We start from the raw sequence: 19774 nt of genomic DNA, 5'->3' as shown, positions 1-19774 counted from the left end.
CACCGATTCTGCCGGGTGGTCGTTGTTCGGGCGGCGTGCTGGGGATGGCGGGGTTTGTGGGCGTGGTGGGGCCGCCGGTCTGTGCCGGCTCTTCCACTCTTGGGTTCCTTGGGTCGTGCCCGTGGGGGCTGGGTGGTCAGGTCGTGGTGGCTGGTGGTGGCCCGGTCGCGGCGGTGTGGAGGGTGGTCCAGTGCTCGGCCCAGGCCCAGCGGGCGGGCAGGTGCAGGATCAGCCGGCGGCCGGTGGTGGCGATCCGGGCGGGGACGTTGATGATCTTCCGGCGCAGGGTGGCCCACCGGGCGGTGGCCATGTCGGCGGCGACGGCGGCGGCGCGGGCGATGTTGAACGCGATCGTCGCCATCGCCACCCAGGCCGCGTTCGCCGCGTACTTCCCGGACGGCAGGTGCGCCAGGGGCCCGTCCTTGAGCTCGGCGATGACCTGCTCGACGATCGCGTGCCCCCGGTGACGCTGGTCGGCCTCGATGGTGTCCAGGTCGGAGTTGGTGATGAACGCGTGGTGGCGGTAGGTCGCGAAGAGCTCGCCCTGCTCGCTGCCGTCACCGGCCAGGGGCTGGAGCCGTCGGACGCGGCGCACGATCAGTCGGCAGGTCACCTGCTCGGCCTTGCGGCGGGAGGTGAACGCGACGAAGGGGACCTCGGCGACCTCGGCGTCGGAGACCCACCGCTGCTCGGCCTCGTCCCAGACCGCGTGCGGGTACCTGATCGGGGTCCAGGCGTCCTCGCCGATGCCCGCGATGGCCGCCTTGGCCTGGGGGTTCATCCGCACGGTCACCGAGAACCACACCCCGTGGCGCAGGGCGGTGGCGACGAAGGCGTGGCCGTAGTACGCCGAGTCCGCCCGGCACAGCACCGGTCCGCTCACGCCCGCGGCGCGGGCGGTCCCCAGGGCCTGGGCGAGGAGCTGGCCGGCGCCGGTGTGCGAGGCGACGTTGCCGCGCCGTAGCCGGGCCCGGACGATCACCGGCGCCGCCACCTCCGTGGAGAGAGTGGCGAGCTGGACGTTCAGGCCCCGGACCCCGGAGTAGCCGTACGCCGCGGCCTGCTTGGCGTAGCCGTGGACCTCCCGGATCGTGTCGTCGACATCGACGAACGCGATGCCCTGCGCCCTCGCGCCGCTGTTCACCAGGGCGGGAACCTGTCGAGCGAGCCCTGCCAGCAGCGCACCGCTGACCTTGTCGAGCTGCTGGACGTGACCGTGGGTGAACGATCGCAGGAACGTGCCCAACGTCGAGGGTGCCCGGACCCCGTCGAAGACCCGGCCCATCCCGCCATGGCGCAACAGGTCCAGGTCATCGATGGAGTCCGCACCGGCGAGCATCCCGCCGACCACACTCGCCGTCTTCACCCCCGCGTTGGGTGAGGGCACCGTCAACCCCTCGACCAGGCCGTACAAACCCGCGGACTCCGCCAGCCGCAGGGCCGGGACCAGACCCGCCGCCGACACCAGATTGGACTCATCGAAGACCGGTCGAATCGTGTGAGAGGGTTTCACTTACGAGATGCCCTTCCGGGTGGTCGGATCTAGACGTCGTAATCCAGATCTTTCCTGCCCAGAAGGGCATTCTCGTTCTACGCCACGCTCACCACACCGGTGGATCAGGGCTGAGCGGCGAGGTCGGCCACGATGCTGGCCGCCACATCCTGCCCGGGCACGACGGTCTGCTGGGCCTTGGCCGCACCGAGCGCAGCTGCAGCGATCTGGTCGGCGCTGCGCACCTTCCGCTTGACCAGCCATGCCCGCAACCGCGACTCACCCGTCCGGCGGATCGCCTGCGGCGTCTGGTAGCCCGTCAGCAGGACCAACGCACCCCGGCTATGGGCGTAGTCGAAGGACCGCTCCAGCGCAGGGAAGTAGCCGCTGAGCACGTCGCGGAGCCGGTTGACCACGCGGACCCGGTCACCGACCAGGTCGGTGCGGTGGGTCACCAGTAGCCGCAGCTCGGTCACCAGCGCGGTGGCGACCTCGACGTCCTGTAGATCGCCGCGGTGTCGAAGGGTCTCGGCGATGACGTAGGCATCGCGGGCGTCGGTCTTGGCCTCACCGCGGTAGGCGCTGGCCATCTGGTTCACCGTGCGGCCGGGGACGTATCTCACCCGCTGACCGTGGGCTGCCAGCAGTGCCAGCAGCAGTCCCGACATGGTCCCGGTGACGTCTACTCCCCAGACGACCTCGTCGGCGTGGCCAAGGACGCCGGCGATCGCGTCGAGGATGGCGGCCTCGTCGTTGACCACCTTCGTCGACCAGACTGTGGTGCCGGCCTCGTCGATCAGGCAGATCCAGTGATGACCCTTACCGACGTCGACACCAGCCCACCCGAGCGCGATCCGTTGCTTCATCAACTCCTCCTTCGAGCACACGAGCGATTGCCATGGCCCGAAGGAACACCCCGCCGACAGATCCGTAAACAGCGACCAGGACGCGCATCTCAATCAGCAGTCAAGGCGCCCCAGGAGGAACCGGGCGGCCAATCCATCGGAGCCATCAACGGGCGATCAAGGCTCAGCCACACCCAGCCCTCCCGGGCCACCCAAGAACTTACGGATCGAGGCTTAGCCTCGGCGTTTCACGCGGGGGTGGCGACACGGGCCGGTAGATAGACGGAAGTGCCCGTCTGGTGCGGAAAACTTGGGCTTGTTGAGGTTCCAAGTAGTCCCGCGAGAGGGCACTTCCAAGGTGAAGCGTATCGGGTCGGTTCGTCGGTTTGGAGTGTTCCCGAAAAAGTGGACTCGGGGAATTACGCCGCGAGTTCGTTGATGTGTCGTAATCCTAGTTCATACTCTGCTGGTGTCAAATACCCGAGGGTGGAGTGGCGTCGGGCGCGGTTGTAGTACTCCTCGATCCAGGTGAACGTGGCCTTCTTCAGGTCAGTGATGGCCGGCCAGGGGCGGGTGTGGATAAGTTCCTTCTTGTAGGTCGCGAAGAATGATTCCGCGACGGCATTGTCATAGCAGATACCGGTCCGGCCCAGCGAGCGGCGGACATGGTGACGCCGGCAGAATTTGTCGAAATCCTTGGACGTGTATTGCGTGCCGCGGTCGCTGTGAAAGATCACCCCCTTGGGTGGGCGGCGGTGAGCGATGGCCATCTCCAGGGCATCGGTGACCAGCTCGGTGCGCATGTGGTCCGCGAGGGCCCAGCCGATGACCATGCGCGAGTGCAAGTCGATGACGGTGGCCAGGTAGGCCCACCCGTCCCAGGTGCGCACGTAGGTGATGTCCCCGCACCAGCGGGTGTTCGGCTCGGCGGCGGTGAAATCCCGGCCGATCAGGTCCGGGGCGCCCACGGGGTTCTCGCCGGGCACCGTGGTGCGCTTCCAGGCCTTGGGATGGCGGCCCTTCAGGCCCGCGGCGCGCATCAGCCGCCAGACCCGCTTGTGGGAGACCTTGTGGCCGGCGGCCGCCAGGTGGGCGCGCAGGCGCCGCACCCCCGGCCGGCCGTTGAGGTGGTCGTAGTGGTGCTTGATCAACTCGATCAGCTCGGCGTCGGCGACCTCACGGGCCGAGGGGGCCTTGCCGCGCCACTTGTAGTACCCCGAGGTCGACACCCCGAGCTGGTCGCACATGAACGACACCGGGAACGCATTCGAGTCAGCCCAGTCCGCGATCGCAGCAAACTTCACCGCTGGTCTTTCGCGAACCAGGTCGCCACTTTTTTTGCGAACTCCGCCTCCATGCGCAGCCGCTTGTTCTCCTCGCGCAGGCGCTCGAGCTCGGCCCGCTCGTCCTCGTTCAACGGACGCTCGGGCTCTTTCCCCTCGTCCCGGGCCTTCTTCACCCATTTCCCCAATGTCATCTCATGGACGCCGATGCTCCGCGCCACCTCGGCGATCGCTCGGCCATCATTCAGGACCAAACTAACAGCGTTGGCCTTGTACTCCGGGGTAAAGCTGCGACGGGTTGATCCCACGGTCGACTCCCTTCGTTCAGGGAACTCGCGTTACGGACCCCACTGTCCACTTAACCGGGAACGGTCCAGTTGAAGGTCAGCGCGGACGGTGAGGGCGTCGTGTCCCACGCCGGGCTGGGGATGCTGCGGGAGCTGGCCGGGTACACCGGTCTGGTCGAGGCGCTCGACGACGCGCTGGCGGACACCTACCGCGGGGTGCCGGTCCACGCACCGGGGCGGGTCCTGACCGACGTCGCGGTCGCGGTCGCCGACGGCGCGGACGCGATCACCGGCATCGCGGTTCTGGGCGACCGGCAGGACGTGTTCGGCCCGGTTGCCTCGATGTCGACCGCCTGGCGGGTGCTGGATCGGGTCGACGCCGACCACCTCGGCGCGGTGCGCGCCGCGAGGGCGGTGGCCCGGGAGAAGGCGTGGGCGGCCGGCGCAGGGCCGGACCTGGACGGTGAGCTGTGCATCGACTTCGACGCCACGATCACGATCGCCCACAGAACTGGCATGGGCACAGGTTCGTAGGCGGGATCTCGCCTGTGACCTGGGGACATGGCCCGTTTGTCGTGTCGCGGTACTTCAGGCGGTACTTACATAGGTAAGGTAGTGCCTTCAGATATAAGCCGGGAAGAAGGTGTGCGTGGCCGTCGACGGGTTGCGTCTGGTTCAGGGCGGCGCCGGCCCCGCGGCGGTCATCGACGCGCCGGCGGCGGACCCGGTGGCGTTCCAGGACTCGTGTGTGGAGGCGTTCAAGACTTCCCAGGCGGTGCGAGGGTTCGCTCAGACCACGATGGAGAACAACGCTGGGGTGCTCGACCGCTTCCTCACCGCGTGCGACCGACCCGCGTGGGAAGTCACCGCCGAGGATGTCGACCGGGTCGTTGCCGGGCTTGTCGAGCAGGGCCTGTCGGCTGCGACGCGGCGGGGATATGTCCAGGCGTTCAAGGGATTCCACGCGTTCTTGTCCGCCCGCAAGGCCGGCGAGATCGAAACCGTCTTCGGTGTCCGGCTGGTCGACCCGGTCGACGACTTCAACGCGGCACGCCATGTCGACTCCTCCTCCCCGTCGGCGATCGCCCCGCCCGATGATGAACGGATGGAGGAGTTCTTCGACTTCCTCAAGCAGCGCATCGCCGGGGCGCGTAAGTACGCGGTCGCCGGACGCGACTACGCCTTGTTCCGCACGCTCTACCTCGCCGGGCTGCGGGCAGAGGAGACCGCATCACTCGATCGGGCAGACGTGCACTTCGGTCGCGGCCCGTTCGGCAAGGTTCACGTCCGCTTCGGCAAGGGAGCCAAGACCTCCGGCCCCCGACCCCGGTGGGTCCCCATGCTCGACGGGCTCGACCTCATCCTGAGGTGGTATTTGGAAGAGATCGCCCCTCGGCTGGGCGAGGGGCCGGCACTGTTCTGTGACGAGGGCGGCGGACGGATCAGCCGGGGCACCATCCGCAACCGGTTGGCCTACCTGCTCGTGCTCGAGCAGGCCGCCCGCGGCGAAGACCGCCCAGGCGCGGCGCCCCTGGTCGGGTTCAGCCCACACACGCTGCGCCACGCCTGCGCGACCCGCAACTACGAACGTGGGGTCGACCTCGTCGCCATCCAGCAGATGCTCGGCCACTGGCACGTGGGGACGACGATGCGGTACGTGACACCCTCGGCCACGTTCATCGAAGACGCCTACCGACGGGCGGTCTCGGGAACGCTGGCCGAGCTGGGAGGAGTGCGAGATGGAGATTAGGTGGCGGCTGCGGATGGCCGCGGCCCAGCGGGAAGTCTGGACCGCGGCACAGCTGCGCCGGCTCCTGGCCGAACGCGCGGGCCTCGAGCTGTCCTCGGCGTCGGTATCGGCCCTGTTCGCCAAGCAGCCCAGCCAGGTCAAGCTCGACACCCTTGCCGCGCTCTGCACCGCGCTGGAGTGCACCCCCAACGACCTGATCGAGGTCGACACCACCCCGGTGACGCAGGCGGTGAAGCCGGCCCGGGCCAAGGACGAGCCGAAGGTCGCCCGCGGCCGCTCGATGCCGCCGCTTTGAGCCGCTACCGCACGTGTCGCGACTGCCCGGCACCGGTGAAGTTCAAGGATCGGGACCGCTGCCACGTCTGCCACCGCCGCGCCGAGCGCGCCGCACTGCGGCGGGCCTGCGTCCAGTGCGGGCGCTCACGTCACCTCCAGGACGACGGACGCTGCGCGGGCTGCCGCCGCGCCGCGGCGCCGCGCAAGCCGCCCAAGACCATCACCTGCCGGCACTGCGGCCAGCAACGACGCAACGCCGGGCACGGCCTGTGCAACCGCTGCTCGCTCGCCGACCCGGGGCGCCCGTTTCGATACGCCGCATCCCTGGCCAAACGGCTGCCATCACCCCCGCCGTGGTGGAACCTGCTCGTCGAGTTCGCCGCCGCCCGCCACCACCCCAGCGGGACCATGGCGGTCCTGCGCGAGACCGGACGGGCCTTGACCGCCAACCCGGCAACGACGCCACACCAGCTCCGCCGCGCGGCCGGCGCGCCGATCAGTCCCACGACCGAACGGGTCCTGACCGCGTTCTTCACCAGCCAGGGATTGATCCTCGCGCGGTCAGACACCCGAGAGCGCGCCGCCCTCGCGCGCCAGCGGTACCTCGACGCCGTCCCCGCCCCGCTGGGCCAGGCCGTGGCGCAGTTCAACGACGTCCAGGTCAGCGAGCAGGACCGCCGCACCCGCACCGGAAGACGGACCCTCAGCGACATCACCCTCGCGACCCGACTGCGCATCCTGCGCGATCTCGCCGCCGACATCGGCGCGAACCGCCCGGTCACCGGATGGGCCGAGGTGACCACCGCCGACCTCGAACGCTTCCTCGCCCGCAGCCCCGCCGCCCGGCACCAGCAGACCTACGTCCTGCGGCGCTTCTTCGCCTGGGCCAAAGGTCGTCGGCTCGTCCTGGCCAACCCCGCCCGCGCACTGGCCCTCGGCGCCCAACCGGCCTTCACCGGCATCGTGCTGGATCTGGCGACCCAGCGCGCCCTGTTCCGCCGCTGGACCACGGACACCACCCCGGCCCGGGAGCGACTCGTCGGTCTTCTCGCCCTCCTGCACGCCGCCACCAACGCCCAGATCCGCACGCTCACTCTTGCCGAGGTCGATCACGCACGGCAGGCGCTGACCCTCCACGGTCGCCCCGCCCCGGCACCGATGGACCCCGCGACCTGGGCCGCGATCCAGGCATGCCGCCGCGAGCGGGAGGCGACCGGAACCCTGAACCCTCACCTCATCGTCAGCCGGGTCACCCAAAGCAGAGCCACACCCGTTCACCAGACCTACCTCGCGCGGCTGCTCGCACCAGCCGGCACCAGCCCCGCCCTCTGCCGCCAGACCCGCCTCACCCAGCTCGTCACCGACCTCGACCCCAAGCTCACCGCCACCGTGCTGGGCATGCACGACACCGGGCTCGTGCGATACCTCGCCGACAACGTCGACCGCGACCGACTCCGGCCCACCGCGCCCGGACGCTGAGGCGAACCCGGGCGCTGCAGGCGCCACCTTGCACACCTTGCGCGGAACCTGTGCGAGTTTGAGAAGGAGAACGCGGCCGCGACGTGGAAGCGCACGTTCGGGTTCCATCCATTGCTGGCGTTCCTCGATCGCCCGGAGATCGCCGGCGGGGAGGCCCTGGCCGGGCTGCTCCGGGCCGGTAACGCCGGGTCGAACACCGCCGCGGACCACGTCACCGTCTTGACCATGGCACTTCAGGCGCTGCCGGCGAACGCCCGGCCCCGGCCCGGGAAGACCGATGGCCCGCGGGTGCTGGCCCGCTCGGACTCCGCCGGCGCCACGCACACCTTCGCCGCCGCGTGCCGCAAGGCCGGGGTGGGGTTCTCCTTCGGGTTCCCAGTCGACTTTCGCATCAAGGACATCGTCGACGCCATCCCGGAGAGTGCGTGGTACCCGGCGATCGAGACCGACGGGATACGCGAGGGCGCCTGGGTCGCCGAGGCCACCGACAACATCGACCTCGGCCGGTGGCCGGCCGGGTCGCGGTTGATCCTGCGCAAGGAACGCCCTCATCCCGGCGCGCAGCTGAGCTTCACCGATGTCGACGGCATGCGGATCACCGCATTCTTGACCGACACCGCGCCCGGGATCATCCCGGGGCAGATCGCCGGGCTCGAGCTGCGCCACCGTCAGCACGCCCGCGTCGAGGACCGGATCCGCCAGGCCAAGGCCACCGGACTTCGAAACCTGCCGTGCCGAGCCTTCAACGAGAACCAGGCATGGCTCGAGGTCGTCCTGATGGCCACCGACCTGATCGCCTGGACCAAGCTCATTGCCTTCGCCGACAACCCCGCCCTCGCACGCTGCGAGATCCAGGCCTTCCGCTACCGCGTCCTACACGTCGCCGCCCGCATCACTCGAGCCGCCCGACAAGTCCATCTGCGGATCGACAAGACCTGGCGCTGGGCCACCGAGATCGCCACCGGCTGGAGCCGGATACGTACCGCCCTCGGCTGACCGACGGCCCTGCCCCGACGACCAAGGACCTCGGAACCCGACCACCCGGTGCGACAGCCGGGCCCTCGCTATGCCCAGCCTCCGCCGTGAAGGCCCGATCTGCTCAAGATCACCAATCAGAGTTCCGTTCACCGGCCGCGTGAAAGACCGAGGTTAGTGTCCACCGAGATCACCGACTGCCCGGCGGCGAGGTGGTGGGCTCCCTTCCCGGCCAGGTAGCCGGACTGGATGTCGCCGTCGGCGCCCTCGAAGACCTTGGCGTTGCCCTGCAGGCTGAACCCCAGGTCCCGCAGCATCCGCGCCACGGTCCGGTCCGAGACCGGTTGCCCGGCCTCGGTCAGTGCAGCGGCCAGCTTCCTGGTGGGCCTCGTCGTCCACACCAGCGGCGACATCGGATCCCCCGGGTGACCGGGGTCCACACGCCTTTCAGCTGCACCAGGATCTCCGGAGTCGGTCTCGGACAACTGTTTGCGGCCGCCGCCCGGCGGTCGGAGCCGGGGCTCCGGCTCCGGCTCACCGGCGATCTCCGGCACCCCACGGGCGACGGTGTCCGGGTGCACCCCGGTGGCCGCCTCGATCGCGGCGATCCCACCACGGCTAGCTCGGTGGCCTCGATCCCAGCAGCAACGCCGACCTCGAGCTCCTCCACCGCTTCGCGGACTGGCACGTCGGTCCCATACCGCGACGCGGCCCCTCGTCGATGTAGGTCTTCAGCGATCCCAATGTCTTCTTGGACTTGGGCGATCACGACGGAGTCTTCGTTCTCGCTGAGTGATTGCGAGACACGCCATGGCAGCGAGCCTCCTTGGCGCTCGCGTGTCTGCCAGACCAGAGCCCGGGCCAAGAATGGACGTATGCTACCTTCGGTAGTTGCAAGTACACGTGCGGCCCGAGGGAGGCGGCGTGCGCGGCGGGGTGATCCTGTTCCGAGGGACTGGAACTGCCGCGCGTCGCTACCTCGAAGCGGACCGGTCGCAGGCGGATGAGTATTACCTGGAGGCCGGCGCCGCCCGCGCCGAGCTGTCCATGGTCGACGCCAGCGGCCGGGTGATGGTCCATCGAGCGCTGGCGCCGACTGAGTACGCAGGCTGGGTCGACTGGGTCGACCCCGTCAGTCGGGAGCCGATGGGCCGGGCCCGCCAGGCCGGCGCTGATCGGCAGGGGTCGCCACGGTTCGCGGAGATGGTGGTGAACACACCGAAGTCCCTCTCGATCGCCGCAGCGCTGCACCCGGAGGTGTCGGCGGCGCTCGATGCCGCCCAGCGCGACGCCGCGGACATGATCCGCGCCTGGCTCGGGCAGCACTCGGTCACCCGCGTCGGCCCACGGGGACGCCAGGAGGTCGTGCCGGTCGAGCAGTTGCAGACGGTGGCGATCTCTCACCGGACCTCCCGGGCCGGTGACCCGCACCGGCACATCCACCTCCAGATCGGCACACGAGTCTGGGCGGCAGGGGCCTGGCGCGGGCTGGACACCGCGGCCCTGTTCCGCCAGCAAGGCGCGATCCGCGCCCTGGGCACCGCAGTCCTGGCCGCCCACCCCCACCTGGCCGCGGCGCTCGACGCCCACGGCCTGACCCTGGATCCGGTCTCCGGCGAGGTGGTCGAGCTGGAACCGTTCAACGCGGTGCTGAGCAAACGCGCCACCCAGGTGACGCGAAACCTGGCGGCGTTCACGGCACGGTGGGAGGCAGCCCACCCCGGCCAGGCGCCCGACCCGGTTGTCCGCGCCCGGTTGCAGGCGGCGGCGTGGGAGCACCACCGCCCGAACAAGAAGCCGACACGCCTCGGCAGCGAGGCGGGCTGGCGGCGCGAGCTCGACGCGGCCGGCTACTCCCCCGACCTACCACGCCACCTGCCTCGCCCGGCGGTCGTGGCGCCCGACAACCTGAGCGTCCAGCAGCTGGCCAACCGGGCACTGGACCGGTGCGCGGCCGCTGCCTCGACCTGGACGGCCCACACGGTCCAGGAGCACGTCACCCGCCTGATCACCGAGGCCGGGGTCCGGGCCACCCCGCAGGCGCTGGTCGACCTGATCACGATCACCACCCGCCTCGCCCTCCAGGACTGCCTCTCGGTGCTCCCGCCCGGCGCCGCGGCCCCGGAACATGTGCCGCACCTGACGAACCTGCACGTCATCGCGGTCGAGACCCACGTGCGCGACCTCCTGGCCGCCCGCTCCCCCGCCGGCGCCTCCCAGCCCCACATAACGCGCATGACGGAGGAGCCCGGGTTGGACCCGGAGCAGGTCTGGGCGGCCGGCGCGGTCGCCTCCGATGCCCCGCTGGTGGTGGTGGAGGGGGCGGCCGGGGCGGGTAAGACCACCATGCTCGGCGCCGCGATCCGCGCGGCCGCCGCACACGGGCGCGCGACCCGCATCGTGACGCCGACCAAGAAGGCCGCCGCCGTCGCTGCCCGGGAGCTTGACGTCCCGGCCGACAGCGTGGCCAAGCTCGTCCACGCCCACGGGTGGCGGTGGAACACCGACGGCCTTTGGACCCGCCTCGCCGTGGGCCAGCCCGACCCGGAGACCGGCGTCACTTACCACGGGCCACCGCCGGCGGCGCGCCTGCGGCGGGGCGAGCGGATCGTGGTGGACGAGGCCGGGATGCTCGACCAGGACACCGCCCTGGGCCTGCTGACCATCGCCGACGAGGCCGGCGCCACCCTCGCCCTGGTCGGTGACCGCGCCCAGCTACCCGCCGTCGGCAGAGGCGGCGTGCTCGACGTCGCCGCCCACCTGGTCGGCAGCACGTACGACATGGGCACCGTGCACCGCTTCAACGACCCCACCTTCGCAGACCTGACCGTGCAGATGCGCGCCGGTCACCACCCCGCAGCGCTCTTCGACCGGCTGCACGCCCTCAGGCTGGTCCGCATCCACGAGAGTAACGACGCCCTGCACGAGGCCATCGCCAGGACGGCCCGGGACGGGGAGGCGATCACGACCGCTACTAACGAAGAAGCCCGCGACCTCAACGAGCGCATCCGCGACGCGCGCGTAACAGCGGGCTTGGTAGACGATTCGCGCACCGCATCCGGGGCCGACGGGTTGCCGATCGGCGCCGGTGACCTCATCCAGACCCGCCGCAACGACCACACCCTCGGGGTCGCCAACCGCCAGACCTGGACCGTCCAGCACATCGGCGACGACGGCACCGCCTGGGTCGCCGAGCACCGGGACGGGCGCCGGCACGAGCGCACCCTGCGGCTGCCCGCCGAGTACCTCACCGAACACGCCCACCTGGCCTACGCCACCACCGCCTACGGGATCCAGGGAATCACCGTGGACCACTCGCACACCGTGCTGTCGGACGCGCTCGATGCCGCCGGGGTCTACGTCGGCATGACCCGCGGCCGCACCCACAACCTCCTCCACACCGTCGCCACCGACCTCGACGACGCCCGGCAACAGTTCACCGCCGCGCTGCAACGCGACCCTGCCGACCGCGGCCTCACCGACGCCACCCGCGCCGCACGAGCCGCCGTCAGCGGCCTGGCCCCACTGGGCCTCGCGGTGGTGAACGCCGAACGGGCCCGGCTGCGGGAGTTGGTCGCGACCGCCGACGGCGAGGCGGCTCGGCTGGAGCGCGCCATGGATGCCCTCGCCCGACAGTCCGTCGCCCACCACACCGAGCACGCACGGCAGGCCCAGATCGTCGCCGCCGCCGACACCCACCTCGAGGCCGTGCGGGCCGACGTCGCCGCACCACTGATCGAGCAAGCCGCCGCCGACGGCGCCGGCTACCTGACCGAACAAGAACGCATGTGGCAGGCGAACCGTGCCCTCGCCGGGTCCGGCCGGTTCGGACGGCGGACCTCCACCCGCCTCGCGCAGGAGGCCACGCAGGCGCATGCCGCGGTGCGGCACGCGGTCAGCCAGAGGTGGGGTGACACCCCGCTGACGACGACACATCTCCCGGCCTGGACCAACGCCGCTGCTCGGCGCCGGGTCGACGCCGACCCTCGGGTGATCAAGGCGAAGAAGGCTGCCGACCACGCCCACCTCAGTGAGCAGGAACTCGCGATGAGCCACGCCGCCGCCTTTGCAGCCTTGTGGCAAGACATCGGCTGCGGCCGCATGCCCGGCCCCCTCGAAGCGCGGGCCACCGAGCTGCGCCGTCACGCCCATCAGGCGCGCCGCAGCCTGGCGGAGATCGAGGCCCTCCCCGTCGTCGACGCCGAGCAGCTCATCCGGCAGAACGCGACGCGCACCATGGCCGAGAGGCTCGCCGAGGCCGCGCTGAAGGCACGAACGGCCCACGCCGGCCGCCGACACTCACCGTCCCCCACACGTCGGCCCGACCCCGGGCGCAACTTCACTCCGAGCGCGTGAGACGGGCTCGGGCTCTACCGCAGGACATTCCAGGTGATCAGTGCCGCGATGGTGGCGAGCGCTATCAGGATCGACACTGCAATCGGCCACAGACGCCTCGGTTTCCGCTGAGGTCCGTCTCGAAAGCTCGGCTGCATCACGTTCTGGTTGATCCCCGATCGCATACCGAACGGAAGCCCGTCGTCATTACCGGTGCCCATGTGTACACACTCCTCTGCGAACTCTCAGAACGTTGTTGCTCAGGCGACCAGGCGACGAGGCCGATCGTCGCACTCCATGCACACGATCGCCATTAGGCGCTGGTGCCGTAGCGTTGACGGGCGGCCTCGCCGCTGGTGCCGATCGCCTCGCCGACCTCACGCCAGGAGAGCCGCTGATCACGCGCCGCCCGCACCGCGTCGGCGAGTTCGCGTTCGGCGGCGTCGCGCCGCCAGGCGGCGAGCTTGACCGCCATCACGGGCGGAACAGGGGCATCCTGGTCGCCGAGCTTGGGATCGTAGTTCTCGAAAGCGTCGGCGAACTCGTCAGCACGAGCCTTGATGTCTGCAACGGAGCGTCGAGCCATGGTGTTCACCTCAGATACTTGGGTCGGGCCGGGCGTATGGCGTGGGCAATTGCGATGACACCGTGCCACTCGATCACGCCGACTTCCACGAGGATGCCGGTCTCATCGGGGCCGATGAACATGGTCATCGTGTCGTCCTGGACGAAATGACGGACCGGGAAACGGAGCGCATGGAGCATCGCCGCATCCGAGACACCGTGCCGGTGGGCGGTGGCGAGGATGATCGGTTCGGACTCCACTTCGCAAGATTACTTGTTGCAAGTTCCCTTGTCAAGCCAGCGCGGCGATCGACATTCGGGCGTCGAAGGCGCGGAAGTCTGTGCCATATTTGTGCCATAAAATTCGCGAGAAGCACCTGAGACCAACTGACACTGACCGCCAGGAACCGCAGGATTCTGCGGATCGCAACCATAGATACAGTGCCGAAAATGCCCTGAGCAAACTGAAAATCGAAAGGTCACCGGATCGACGCCGGTCGGAGCCACCCGAGGAAGAAGCCGCGGACCGCGAGGTCCGCGGCTTCTTCCGTCGTCGCGCGGCCACTCTTCCGTTCCGCCACTTTGCCGCACGGCCACTTCTGCCGCGCCCCCTGGCGCGACGATGTGGTCAGCGGGGCGACTTCTTCCCAGGTTGGGCCCCGCAGCGTCGGTGCCCCAGGGCGGGCGGGCGTGTGCGGCATGGAGACCGTCAGGCACGCCAGAACGAGTGGAGCGGGTCGACGGTGGCGCCGCAGAGCGGTGACCGTCCTCTCCGCCGGGGCCGTGGTCGTGGCCCTCACGCGCATGTCGGCCCCACCCGCGGAGCCGCCTGAGAGTGCCACGGCCGAGGTCGCCGAGGTGGTCGCACCGGAGCCCGCCCCCGAGGCCGTCGCACCCGAGCCCGCCGTGCCCGAGACGATCGCACCCGAGCCCATGGCGCCCGAGGCCGTCGTCCCTGAGCCCGCTCCGGTCCCCGCAGAGCCGGTCGCCGGGAAGGCGCCCCTCACCGACACCGAACCTGTGCTGACCACGGAGCCGGTGCCGGACCCGGCCGGGCCGGCGTCGGACGCCGGACCGGTCGGGGCCACAGACCTCGGCGATCCAGCCGCGGCCGCCCGTCGGGCTCGCACGAGGGGCACGAGGGCGCCGACCTCACCGTGACGAAGACCCTCGATGCCCTGACGCCCAGCTACGGCTGGTCGCTCGAGAAGGCCGTCCTTCCTCCTGACCGTCAGGGCGCCGGCCCCGACCACGTCGCCACGTTCGCCTACGAGGTCACCGTCTCGGCCGTCGCCGACGCCGACCTGTGGACGATGGGCGGCGACATCACCGTGACGAACCCCAACGCGTGGGACGTCGTCGCGGACGTCAGCGACCCCACGGACCTCCCGGGCGCGACCTGCTCCGTCACCCGCGGCAAGGGTGCGACCGTGCCGGCCGAGAGCTCGCTGACGCTCGACTACGGCTGCACGGTGACCGGCCCTGCCGCCGGCACCAACACCGCGCCGGCCAGCTGGATGCCCAGGCGTACCGCACCCCGACCGGGACCGCGTCCGGTTCCGTCACGATCGCCGAGGACATGTGGTCCGAGACGGCCGCGTACGAGACCGTCACCGTCCGGGACGACGGCGGCGTGCTCACCAGCGCGGTCGACCTCCCCTTCGCCGGGGTCCCGCAGACCCTCGGGGTGCGCACCTGGGCGGAGGGTCTGGTCGAGACCTTCGGCTACAAGCTCACCTTCCCCGGGAAGCCGGGCACCTGTATCGAGTTCAGGAACACCGCGTGGCTGGATGAGCTGCCACGGTCGCCGACGACGCCGTCGCCACGGTCTGCCGGGGTCGCGGGCTCCAGGTCGACAAGACCGCCGAGGCCACGTTCGACCGCACCTACCTGTGGGAGATCACCAAGGACGTCGACGACGTCGACTCGGTGACCCTCGACGGTGACGGCGACGCCGAGTTCCACTACACCGTCACCGCGGCGCCCGCCGGGCACGTCGACGACGGCTGGTCGGTCACCGGGGTCATCAGCGCTACCAACCCGAACGACTTCCGTCCGGTCGGGGCCGTGACGGTCACCGACACCACGGACGTCGGCGGGACCTGCACCATCTACGACGCCGACGGCGTACCGGTCGGCGACCGCGAGCTCGAGATCCCCACGGCCACGACCTGGGAGCTGCCCTACGAGTGCGCCTTCGACGGCTCACCCGACCTCGCCGACCCCGGCGTCCTCGCGGGCACCAACACCGTGACGGTCACCTGGGTGATGAGCCGCGGGGAGACCGGCCACGGCGGCGGCGGCCACGAGGACGCGGTCGTGACGCTCGTCGACGACGGCCACGGCGGCGGCGGCCACGACGGCGGGCACGAGGACGCGGTCGTGACGCTCGTCGACGACGGCCACGACGGCGGCCAGGGCGGTTCCGGCGGCCAGGGGGGCTCCGGCGGCCACGAGGGCGAGGACGGCGACGGTCACGAGGCCGAGCGGCACTCCGCGACTGCCGAGGCCGACTTCGTCTTCACCCTCGACGACGTCACGAACGACGTCGTCCTCACGCCGGCGGACTGCCTGAGCGAGGCGGACCGCCCGGGACGGCTCCGGCCGTGCCGGGCGGCGGCGGCCGCCGTCCTGAGCGGTGCACCGCGCCGGCGAGCACAGGAGTCAGGTACTTCGCCCGCCGCGGCCCGAACGGATGCACGGTTCGCCGGCGGCGGAGCGGTTCGACGGGGCTCCTGCCCTGGGCGAGAATCTCACCATGGGCAGACATGAGGCAGACGGCACGCGCGACCAGGAGCGGACCGGCTCGGCGCCCACAGCAGGTCCGCCTGCCCGGCTCACGTCCCCGATGCACCCCGGGGACGCTCCGAGAACACTCGTCGGTCCTGACCGCTTCCGGCCCGTGACCGACGCGATCGCCTCGGCGCGTGGTCTGACCAAGGTCTACGGCGCGGGCGAGACGCAGGTGCGCGCGCTCGACGGCGTCGACGTCGACCTCGCCCGCGGGGAGTTCACCGCCATCATGGGCCCGTCGGGCTCGGGCAAGTCCACGCTCATGCACTGCATGGCGGGCCTGGACTCCCCCACGGCCGGGTCGATCGAGGTCGACGGCGTGGAGATCTCTCGGATGAGCCAGCGCCAGCTCACCAAGCTGCGGCGAACCCGGATCGGGTTCGTCTTCCAGGCCTACAACCTCGTTCCCACCCTCACCGCCCGCGAGAACATCACCCTCCCGCTGGACATCGCACGGCGCCCGGTGGACCGGGAACGGTTCGAGACGATCGTGCGCACCCTCGAGCTCACCGACCGGCTCCACCACCGGCCCACCGAGCTCTCCGGCGGCCAGCAGCAGCGGGTCGCCTGCGCGCGCGCCCTCATCGCCGCACCGTCGGTCGTCTTCGCCGACGAGCCCACCGGGAACCTGGACTCCACCGCCGCCGCGGAGGTGCTCGGGTTCCTCCGCAGCAGCGTCGAGGAGCTCGGCCAGTCGGTCGTCATGGTCACCCACGAGCCGATGGCGGCCGCCTACGCCCACCGGGTCCTCTACCTCGCCGACGGGCGCCTGGAGGCCGAGCTGCGCGACCCCGACGCCGGGTCGATCCTCGACGCCCTCGGGACCCTGGGGTCCGCCCGCGAGCAGCGCCGCGAGGGCGCGGCCGTCCCGGCCGCCCGCTGATGCTCCGGGTCGCGCTGCGCGAGATCCGCGCCCACCTCGTCCGCTTCGTCCTCAGCGTCCTCGCCGTCACCCTCGGGATCGCCTTCGTCACCGGCACGTTCTCCCTGCGGGCGCTCCTCTCGGACACCTTCTCCTCGATCATCGCGTCGACCACCCAGGGCGACGTCTACGTCCGCGGGCTGGAGTCCGCCGGCGGCGACGACGCCGAGGCCACGGCCGAGGACTCCCCGACCACCGGGGCCACCACCGCGGCCGAGGCCTCCTCCGCGGAGGTTCCTGACGGCGAGCTGCCCGACGCCCCGCTCCCGGCCGGTGCTGAGCTGCCCGCCGACGGCGCGGACCTGCCCGCCGACGGCGCGGACCTGCCCGCGGACGGCGCCGAGCTCCCCGCCGACGGCGCCGAACTGCCCGCGGACGGCGCCGAGCTCCCGGCGGAGCCCGGCGGCAGCCAGGGCGGCGGCACGCAGATGCTGGGGCCGCAGCGCACCGCCGTCGACATCGGGCTCGTCGACGTCGTGCGGGAGGTCGAGGGCGTCGACCAGGCCGTGCCGGACCTGCTGGGCACGGTGGTCCTCGTCGGTGCCGACGGCCGCGCCGTCGTCAACGGCCAGGCACCCTCCCTCGGCAGCGCGCTGCGTGAGGACGACCCCTCCGGCACCCTCGTGGCCGGGCGCGCCCCCCGTGACGCCTCGGAGATCGCCCTGGAGACCACGGCGCTGGAGAGCTCGGGCCTGAGCATCGGCGACACCACCCAGGTCATCGTCGGCTCCGGTGGCCTCACCGACGTCACCGTCGTCGGCGAGGTCACCTACGGCAACCCGATGGCCGGCACGACCCTCGTCCTCGTCGACCCGGCGACCGGCGAGGAGGCCTTCGCCCCCGGCGGCGAGGTGCCCTCCGTGGCGGTCTTCGCGGCAGACGGGGTAGACGCCGACGAGCTGGCCGACGCCGTCGCGGAGGCGGTGGCCGGCGAGCCGGTCGAGGTCGCGACGGGCGACGTGGTGCGCGAGGAGGCCAACGAGGCCATCAACCAGCTGCTCGGCTTCCTCGGGACGTTCCTGCTCGTGTTCGCGATGATCTCCCTGTTCGTCGGCGCCTTCATCATCGCCAACACGTTCGCGATGTCGGTGCGCCAGCGTCAGCGCGAGTTCGCGCTCCTGCGCGCCGTCGGCGCCTCGCCCGGGCAGGTCATGACCACTGTGCTCGGGCAGGCCGCGGTCGTCGGGCTCGTGGGCTCGGCGGCCGGGATCGCCGGCGGGATCGGGCTCATCGCGGTGGTGCGCAGGTGGCTGGGGTCGATGGACATGGAGCTGGGCGGCCAGGTGGTCATCGACCCCGCGCAGGCCGCAGGCGTCGTCGTCCTGGGCACCGCCGTCTCGCTCGTGGCCGCGGCGATCCCCGCCCGGCGGGCCGCGGTCACCCCGCCGGTCGAGGCGATGCGCGACGACGTCGCCGTGGTCGAGCGGTCGCTGCACGTGCGCGCGATCGCCGGTGCCGTCCTGCTCGCCGCGGGGGTGGCCGCCACCGTGGTGTCCGTCCAGGAGGGTACGGACCGGGCCGGCACGTGGCTCGGGGTGGGGGCCGGGGCCGTCCTCCTGGGCACCCTGGCGGTCTCCCCCGCGATCGCCCGGCTGGTGCTCGGCGTGCTCGCCTGGCCGGTCGTCGTCGCGCTGCGACCGGTGGGCCGCCTCGCCCGGGGCAACGTCATGCGCAACCCCCGGCGCACCGCCAGCACCGCCGGCGCGCTCATGATCGGGATGGCCCTCGTGGGGGCCACGGCCGTCCTCGCCGAGTCCGCGCAGGCCTCGACGAGCTCGATCGTGCGCACCGAGTCCCGCGCGGACTACTGGGTCCAGTCGGCCACCCACGCCGTGCCGCCCGGCGCCGCCGACGCGATCGCGGCCCTGCCCGAGGCCGGCCGGGCCGACGTCGTCTCCACCGGCCGCGCGACGGTGACCGGGCCGGACGGGACCGCGGACACCGTCCCGGTCGTCGGGCTGCCCGCCGACGCGTTCGGGGAGACGATCGAGGTCGAGGTCGTCGAGGGCGACCTGTCCGGGCTCGCCGACGGCGAGGTGGCCGTGAGCCGGACGGCCGCCGTCGCACGTGACTGGGCGGTGGGTGACGAGCTCGAGGTGACCGGGCTCGACGAGCCGGTGCGAGTCGGCGCCGTCATCGCCTCTCAGCTGCTCGGCGTGCCCCTCGTCATGGACGCCCAGCCCTTCGCCGACGCGGTGCCCGGGGGCCAGACGGTCATCATGGCCGTCCTCGTCGACGCGGCCGACGGTGTGGCCGCCGAGGACCTGCGCTCGGCCCTCGGCGAGGTGGTCGACCCGTTCGTCGTCCTCACGGTCCAGGACGCGGAGGAGCTCACCGGTTCCCTCGCGGATCAGGTCGACCAGGCCATGGTCATCCTCTACGCGCTGCTCGGCCTCAGCGTCATCATCGCCGTCCTGGGCATCGTCAACACCCTGGCGCTGGCCGTCATCGAACGGACGCGGGAGATCGGGCTCATGCGTGCCGTGGGGCTCAGCCAGCTCCAGCTCGCCGCGACGATCACGGTCGAGGCCGTGCTGACCGCGGTCTACGGCACGATCCTCGGCGTCGTCGTCGGCGTGGGCCTCGCCTCGGCCCTGCCGAGCATCTTCGCCGAGCAGGGCCTGACCGAGCTGGCCGTCCCGTGGGACCTGCTCACCACGATGATCCTGCTCTCCGGCGCCGTCGGGGTGGTCGCCGCGCTGTGGCCGGCGGTGCGCGCGGCGCGGCTGCCGGTGCTGCAGGCCGTCAGCGACGACTGAGCTCGGGAGCCCGC

The 19774-nt window shown here is 71.3% G+C and carries 15 protein-coding genes and 3 pseudogenes; 10 read left to right on the top strand and 8 right to left on the bottom strand.

Annotated features, from left to right (window positions below):
- Positions 1-136: 136 nt before the first annotated feature.
- The 4 genes and pseudogenes from EDD32_RS08740 to EDD32_RS19125 form a co-directional block, all read right to left on the bottom strand.
- A complete protein-coding gene (locus EDD32_RS08740) occupies positions 137-1513 on the bottom strand; it encodes an IS1380 family transposase (protein ID WP_425459478.1) in 1377 nt (458 codons plus the stop codon).
- A 116-nt stretch (positions 1514-1629) separates the two neighbouring features.
- Positions 1630-2358: pseudogene (locus EDD32_RS08735) on the bottom strand (IS110 family transposase); the annotation flags it as partial.
- Positions 2359-2756: 398 nt separating this feature from the next.
- On the bottom strand, positions 2757-3641 hold the full coding sequence (locus tag EDD32_RS08730; protein ID WP_211338698.1) for an IS3 family transposase: 885 nt from the start codon (positions 3639-3641) through the stop codon (positions 2757-2759).
- On the bottom strand, positions 3638-3928 hold the full coding sequence (locus EDD32_RS19125; RefSeq protein ID WP_123914217.1) for a transposase: 291 nt from the start codon (positions 3926-3928) through the stop codon (positions 3638-3640). The genes EDD32_RS08730 and EDD32_RS19125 overlap by 4 nt, the downstream gene beginning before the upstream one ends.
- Before the next feature lie 69 nt (positions 3929-3997).
- Between EDD32_RS19125 and EDD32_RS08725 the strand changes: the two are divergent.
- The 5 genes and pseudogenes from EDD32_RS08725 to EDD32_RS08705 all read left to right on the top strand — a co-directional run.
- Positions 3998-4414: pseudogene (locus tag EDD32_RS08725) on the top strand (transposase); the annotation flags it as partial.
- Between the two features lie 142 nt (positions 4415-4556).
- Positions 4557-5657 (top strand): tyrosine-type recombinase/integrase, encoded by a 1101-nt coding sequence (locus EDD32_RS08720; protein WP_123914193.1) that lies wholly within the window; start codon positions 4557-4559, stop codon positions 5655-5657.
- Positions 5647-5952 carry a helix-turn-helix domain-containing protein gene (locus EDD32_RS08715; protein WP_123914195.1) on the top strand — a complete coding sequence of 102 codons (306 nt, stop codon included), beginning with the start codon at positions 5647-5649 and terminating at the stop codon, positions 5950-5952. The genes EDD32_RS08720 and EDD32_RS08715 overlap by 11 nt, the downstream gene beginning before the upstream one ends.
- 35 nt (positions 5953-5987) lie before the next feature.
- Positions 5988-7412: a site-specific integrase gene (locus EDD32_RS08710; protein WP_123914197.1), complete on the top strand. Its 1425-nt coding sequence runs from the start codon at positions 5988-5990 to the stop codon at positions 7410-7412.
- Positions 7413-7475: 63 nt separating this feature from the next.
- Positions 7476-8408 (top strand): annotated as a pseudogene (locus EDD32_RS08705) (IS1380 family transposase); the annotation flags it as partial.
- Between the two features lie 128 nt (positions 8409-8536).
- On the opposite strand, the gene EDD32_RS08700 reads toward EDD32_RS08705, so the two are convergent.
- Positions 8537-8827, bottom strand: a complete 291-nt coding sequence (locus tag EDD32_RS08700; RefSeq protein ID WP_281274913.1) for an ISAzo13-like element transposase-related protein — start codon at positions 8825-8827, stop codon at positions 8537-8539.
- 463 nt (positions 8828-9290) lie between these two features.
- Between EDD32_RS08700 and mobF the strand changes: the two genes are divergently transcribed.
- A complete protein-coding gene (mobF, locus tag EDD32_RS08695) occupies positions 9291-12743 on the top strand; it encodes a MobF family relaxase (RefSeq protein WP_342771429.1) in 3453 nt (1150 codons plus the stop codon).
- A 292-nt stretch (positions 12744-13035) separates the two neighbouring features.
- Here the strand turns inward: mobF and EDD32_RS08690 are convergent, their stop codons facing one another.
- Positions 13036-13308 (bottom strand): hypothetical protein, encoded by a 273-nt coding sequence (locus EDD32_RS08690; RefSeq protein ID WP_123916711.1) that lies wholly within the window; start codon positions 13306-13308, stop codon positions 13036-13038.
- 5 nt (positions 13309-13313) lie between these two features.
- Positions 13314-13547, bottom strand: a complete 234-nt coding sequence (locus EDD32_RS08685; RefSeq protein WP_123916709.1) for a hypothetical protein — start codon at positions 13545-13547, stop codon at positions 13314-13316.
- A gap of 498 nt (positions 13548-14045) precedes the next feature.
- Here EDD32_RS08685 and EDD32_RS08680 point away from each other — a divergent pair, with 498 nt between their 5' ends.
- The gene (locus EDD32_RS08680) at positions 14046-14447 is read left to right on the top strand and encodes a hypothetical protein (protein ID WP_123916707.1); all 402 of its coding nucleotides are present in this window, start codon (positions 14046-14048) and stop codon (positions 14445-14447) included.
- A 564-nt stretch (positions 14448-15011) separates the two neighbouring features.
- Here the strand turns inward: EDD32_RS08680 and EDD32_RS08675 are convergent.
- A complete protein-coding gene (locus EDD32_RS08675) occupies positions 15012-15251 on the bottom strand; it encodes a hypothetical protein (RefSeq protein WP_123916705.1) in 240 nt (79 codons plus the stop codon).
- Between EDD32_RS08675 and EDD32_RS08670 the strand changes: the two genes are divergently transcribed.
- The 3 genes from EDD32_RS08670 to EDD32_RS08660 all read left to right on the top strand — a co-directional run bounded on the left by EDD32_RS08670 (position 15216) and on the right by EDD32_RS08660 (position 19760).
- A complete protein-coding gene (locus tag EDD32_RS08670; RefSeq protein WP_123916703.1) occupies positions 15216-16058 on the top strand; it encodes a hypothetical protein in 843 nt (280 codons plus the stop codon). The genes EDD32_RS08675 and EDD32_RS08670 overlap by 36 nt on opposite strands.
- A 76-nt stretch (positions 16059-16134) precedes the next feature.
- Entirely contained in the window at positions 16135-16962 is an 828-nt protein-coding gene (locus EDD32_RS08665) for an ABC transporter ATP-binding protein (protein ID WP_123920374.1), read from the top strand.
- Positions 16962-19760: an ABC transporter permease gene (locus EDD32_RS08660; RefSeq protein ID WP_123916701.1), complete on the top strand. Its 2799-nt coding sequence runs from the start codon at positions 16962-16964 to the stop codon at positions 19758-19760. Before EDD32_RS08665 ends, EDD32_RS08660 begins: the two co-directional genes overlap by 1 nt.
- Positions 19761-19774 lie beyond the last annotated feature (14 nt).

The sequence above is a fragment of the Georgenia muralis genome, from assembly GCF_003814705.1.
Taxonomy (GTDB): domain Bacteria; phylum Actinomycetota; class Actinomycetes; order Actinomycetales; family Actinomycetaceae; genus Georgenia; species Georgenia muralis.
Note: the sequence above shows the minus strand (reverse complement) of the source record. Positions and strands in the feature narration are given on the sequence as shown.

Bases quoted from the DNA above. Each gene is read 5' to 3' on its own strand.
- EDD32_RS08715 (WP_123914195.1), top strand. From the start codon at position 5,647: ATGGAGATTAGGTGGCGGCTGCGGATGGCCGCGGCCCAGCGGGAAGTC.
- EDD32_RS08690 (WP_123916711.1), bottom strand. From the start codon at position 13,308: ATGGCTCGACGCTCCGTTGCAGACATCAAGGCTCGTGCTGACGAGTTC.
- EDD32_RS08665 (WP_123920374.1), top strand. From the start codon at position 16,135: ATGCACCCCGGGGACGCTCCGAGAACACTCGTCGGTCCTGACCGCTTC.
- EDD32_RS08660 (WP_123916701.1), top strand. From the start codon at position 16,962: ATGCTCCGGGTCGCGCTGCGCGAGATCCGCGCCCACCTCGTCCGCTTC.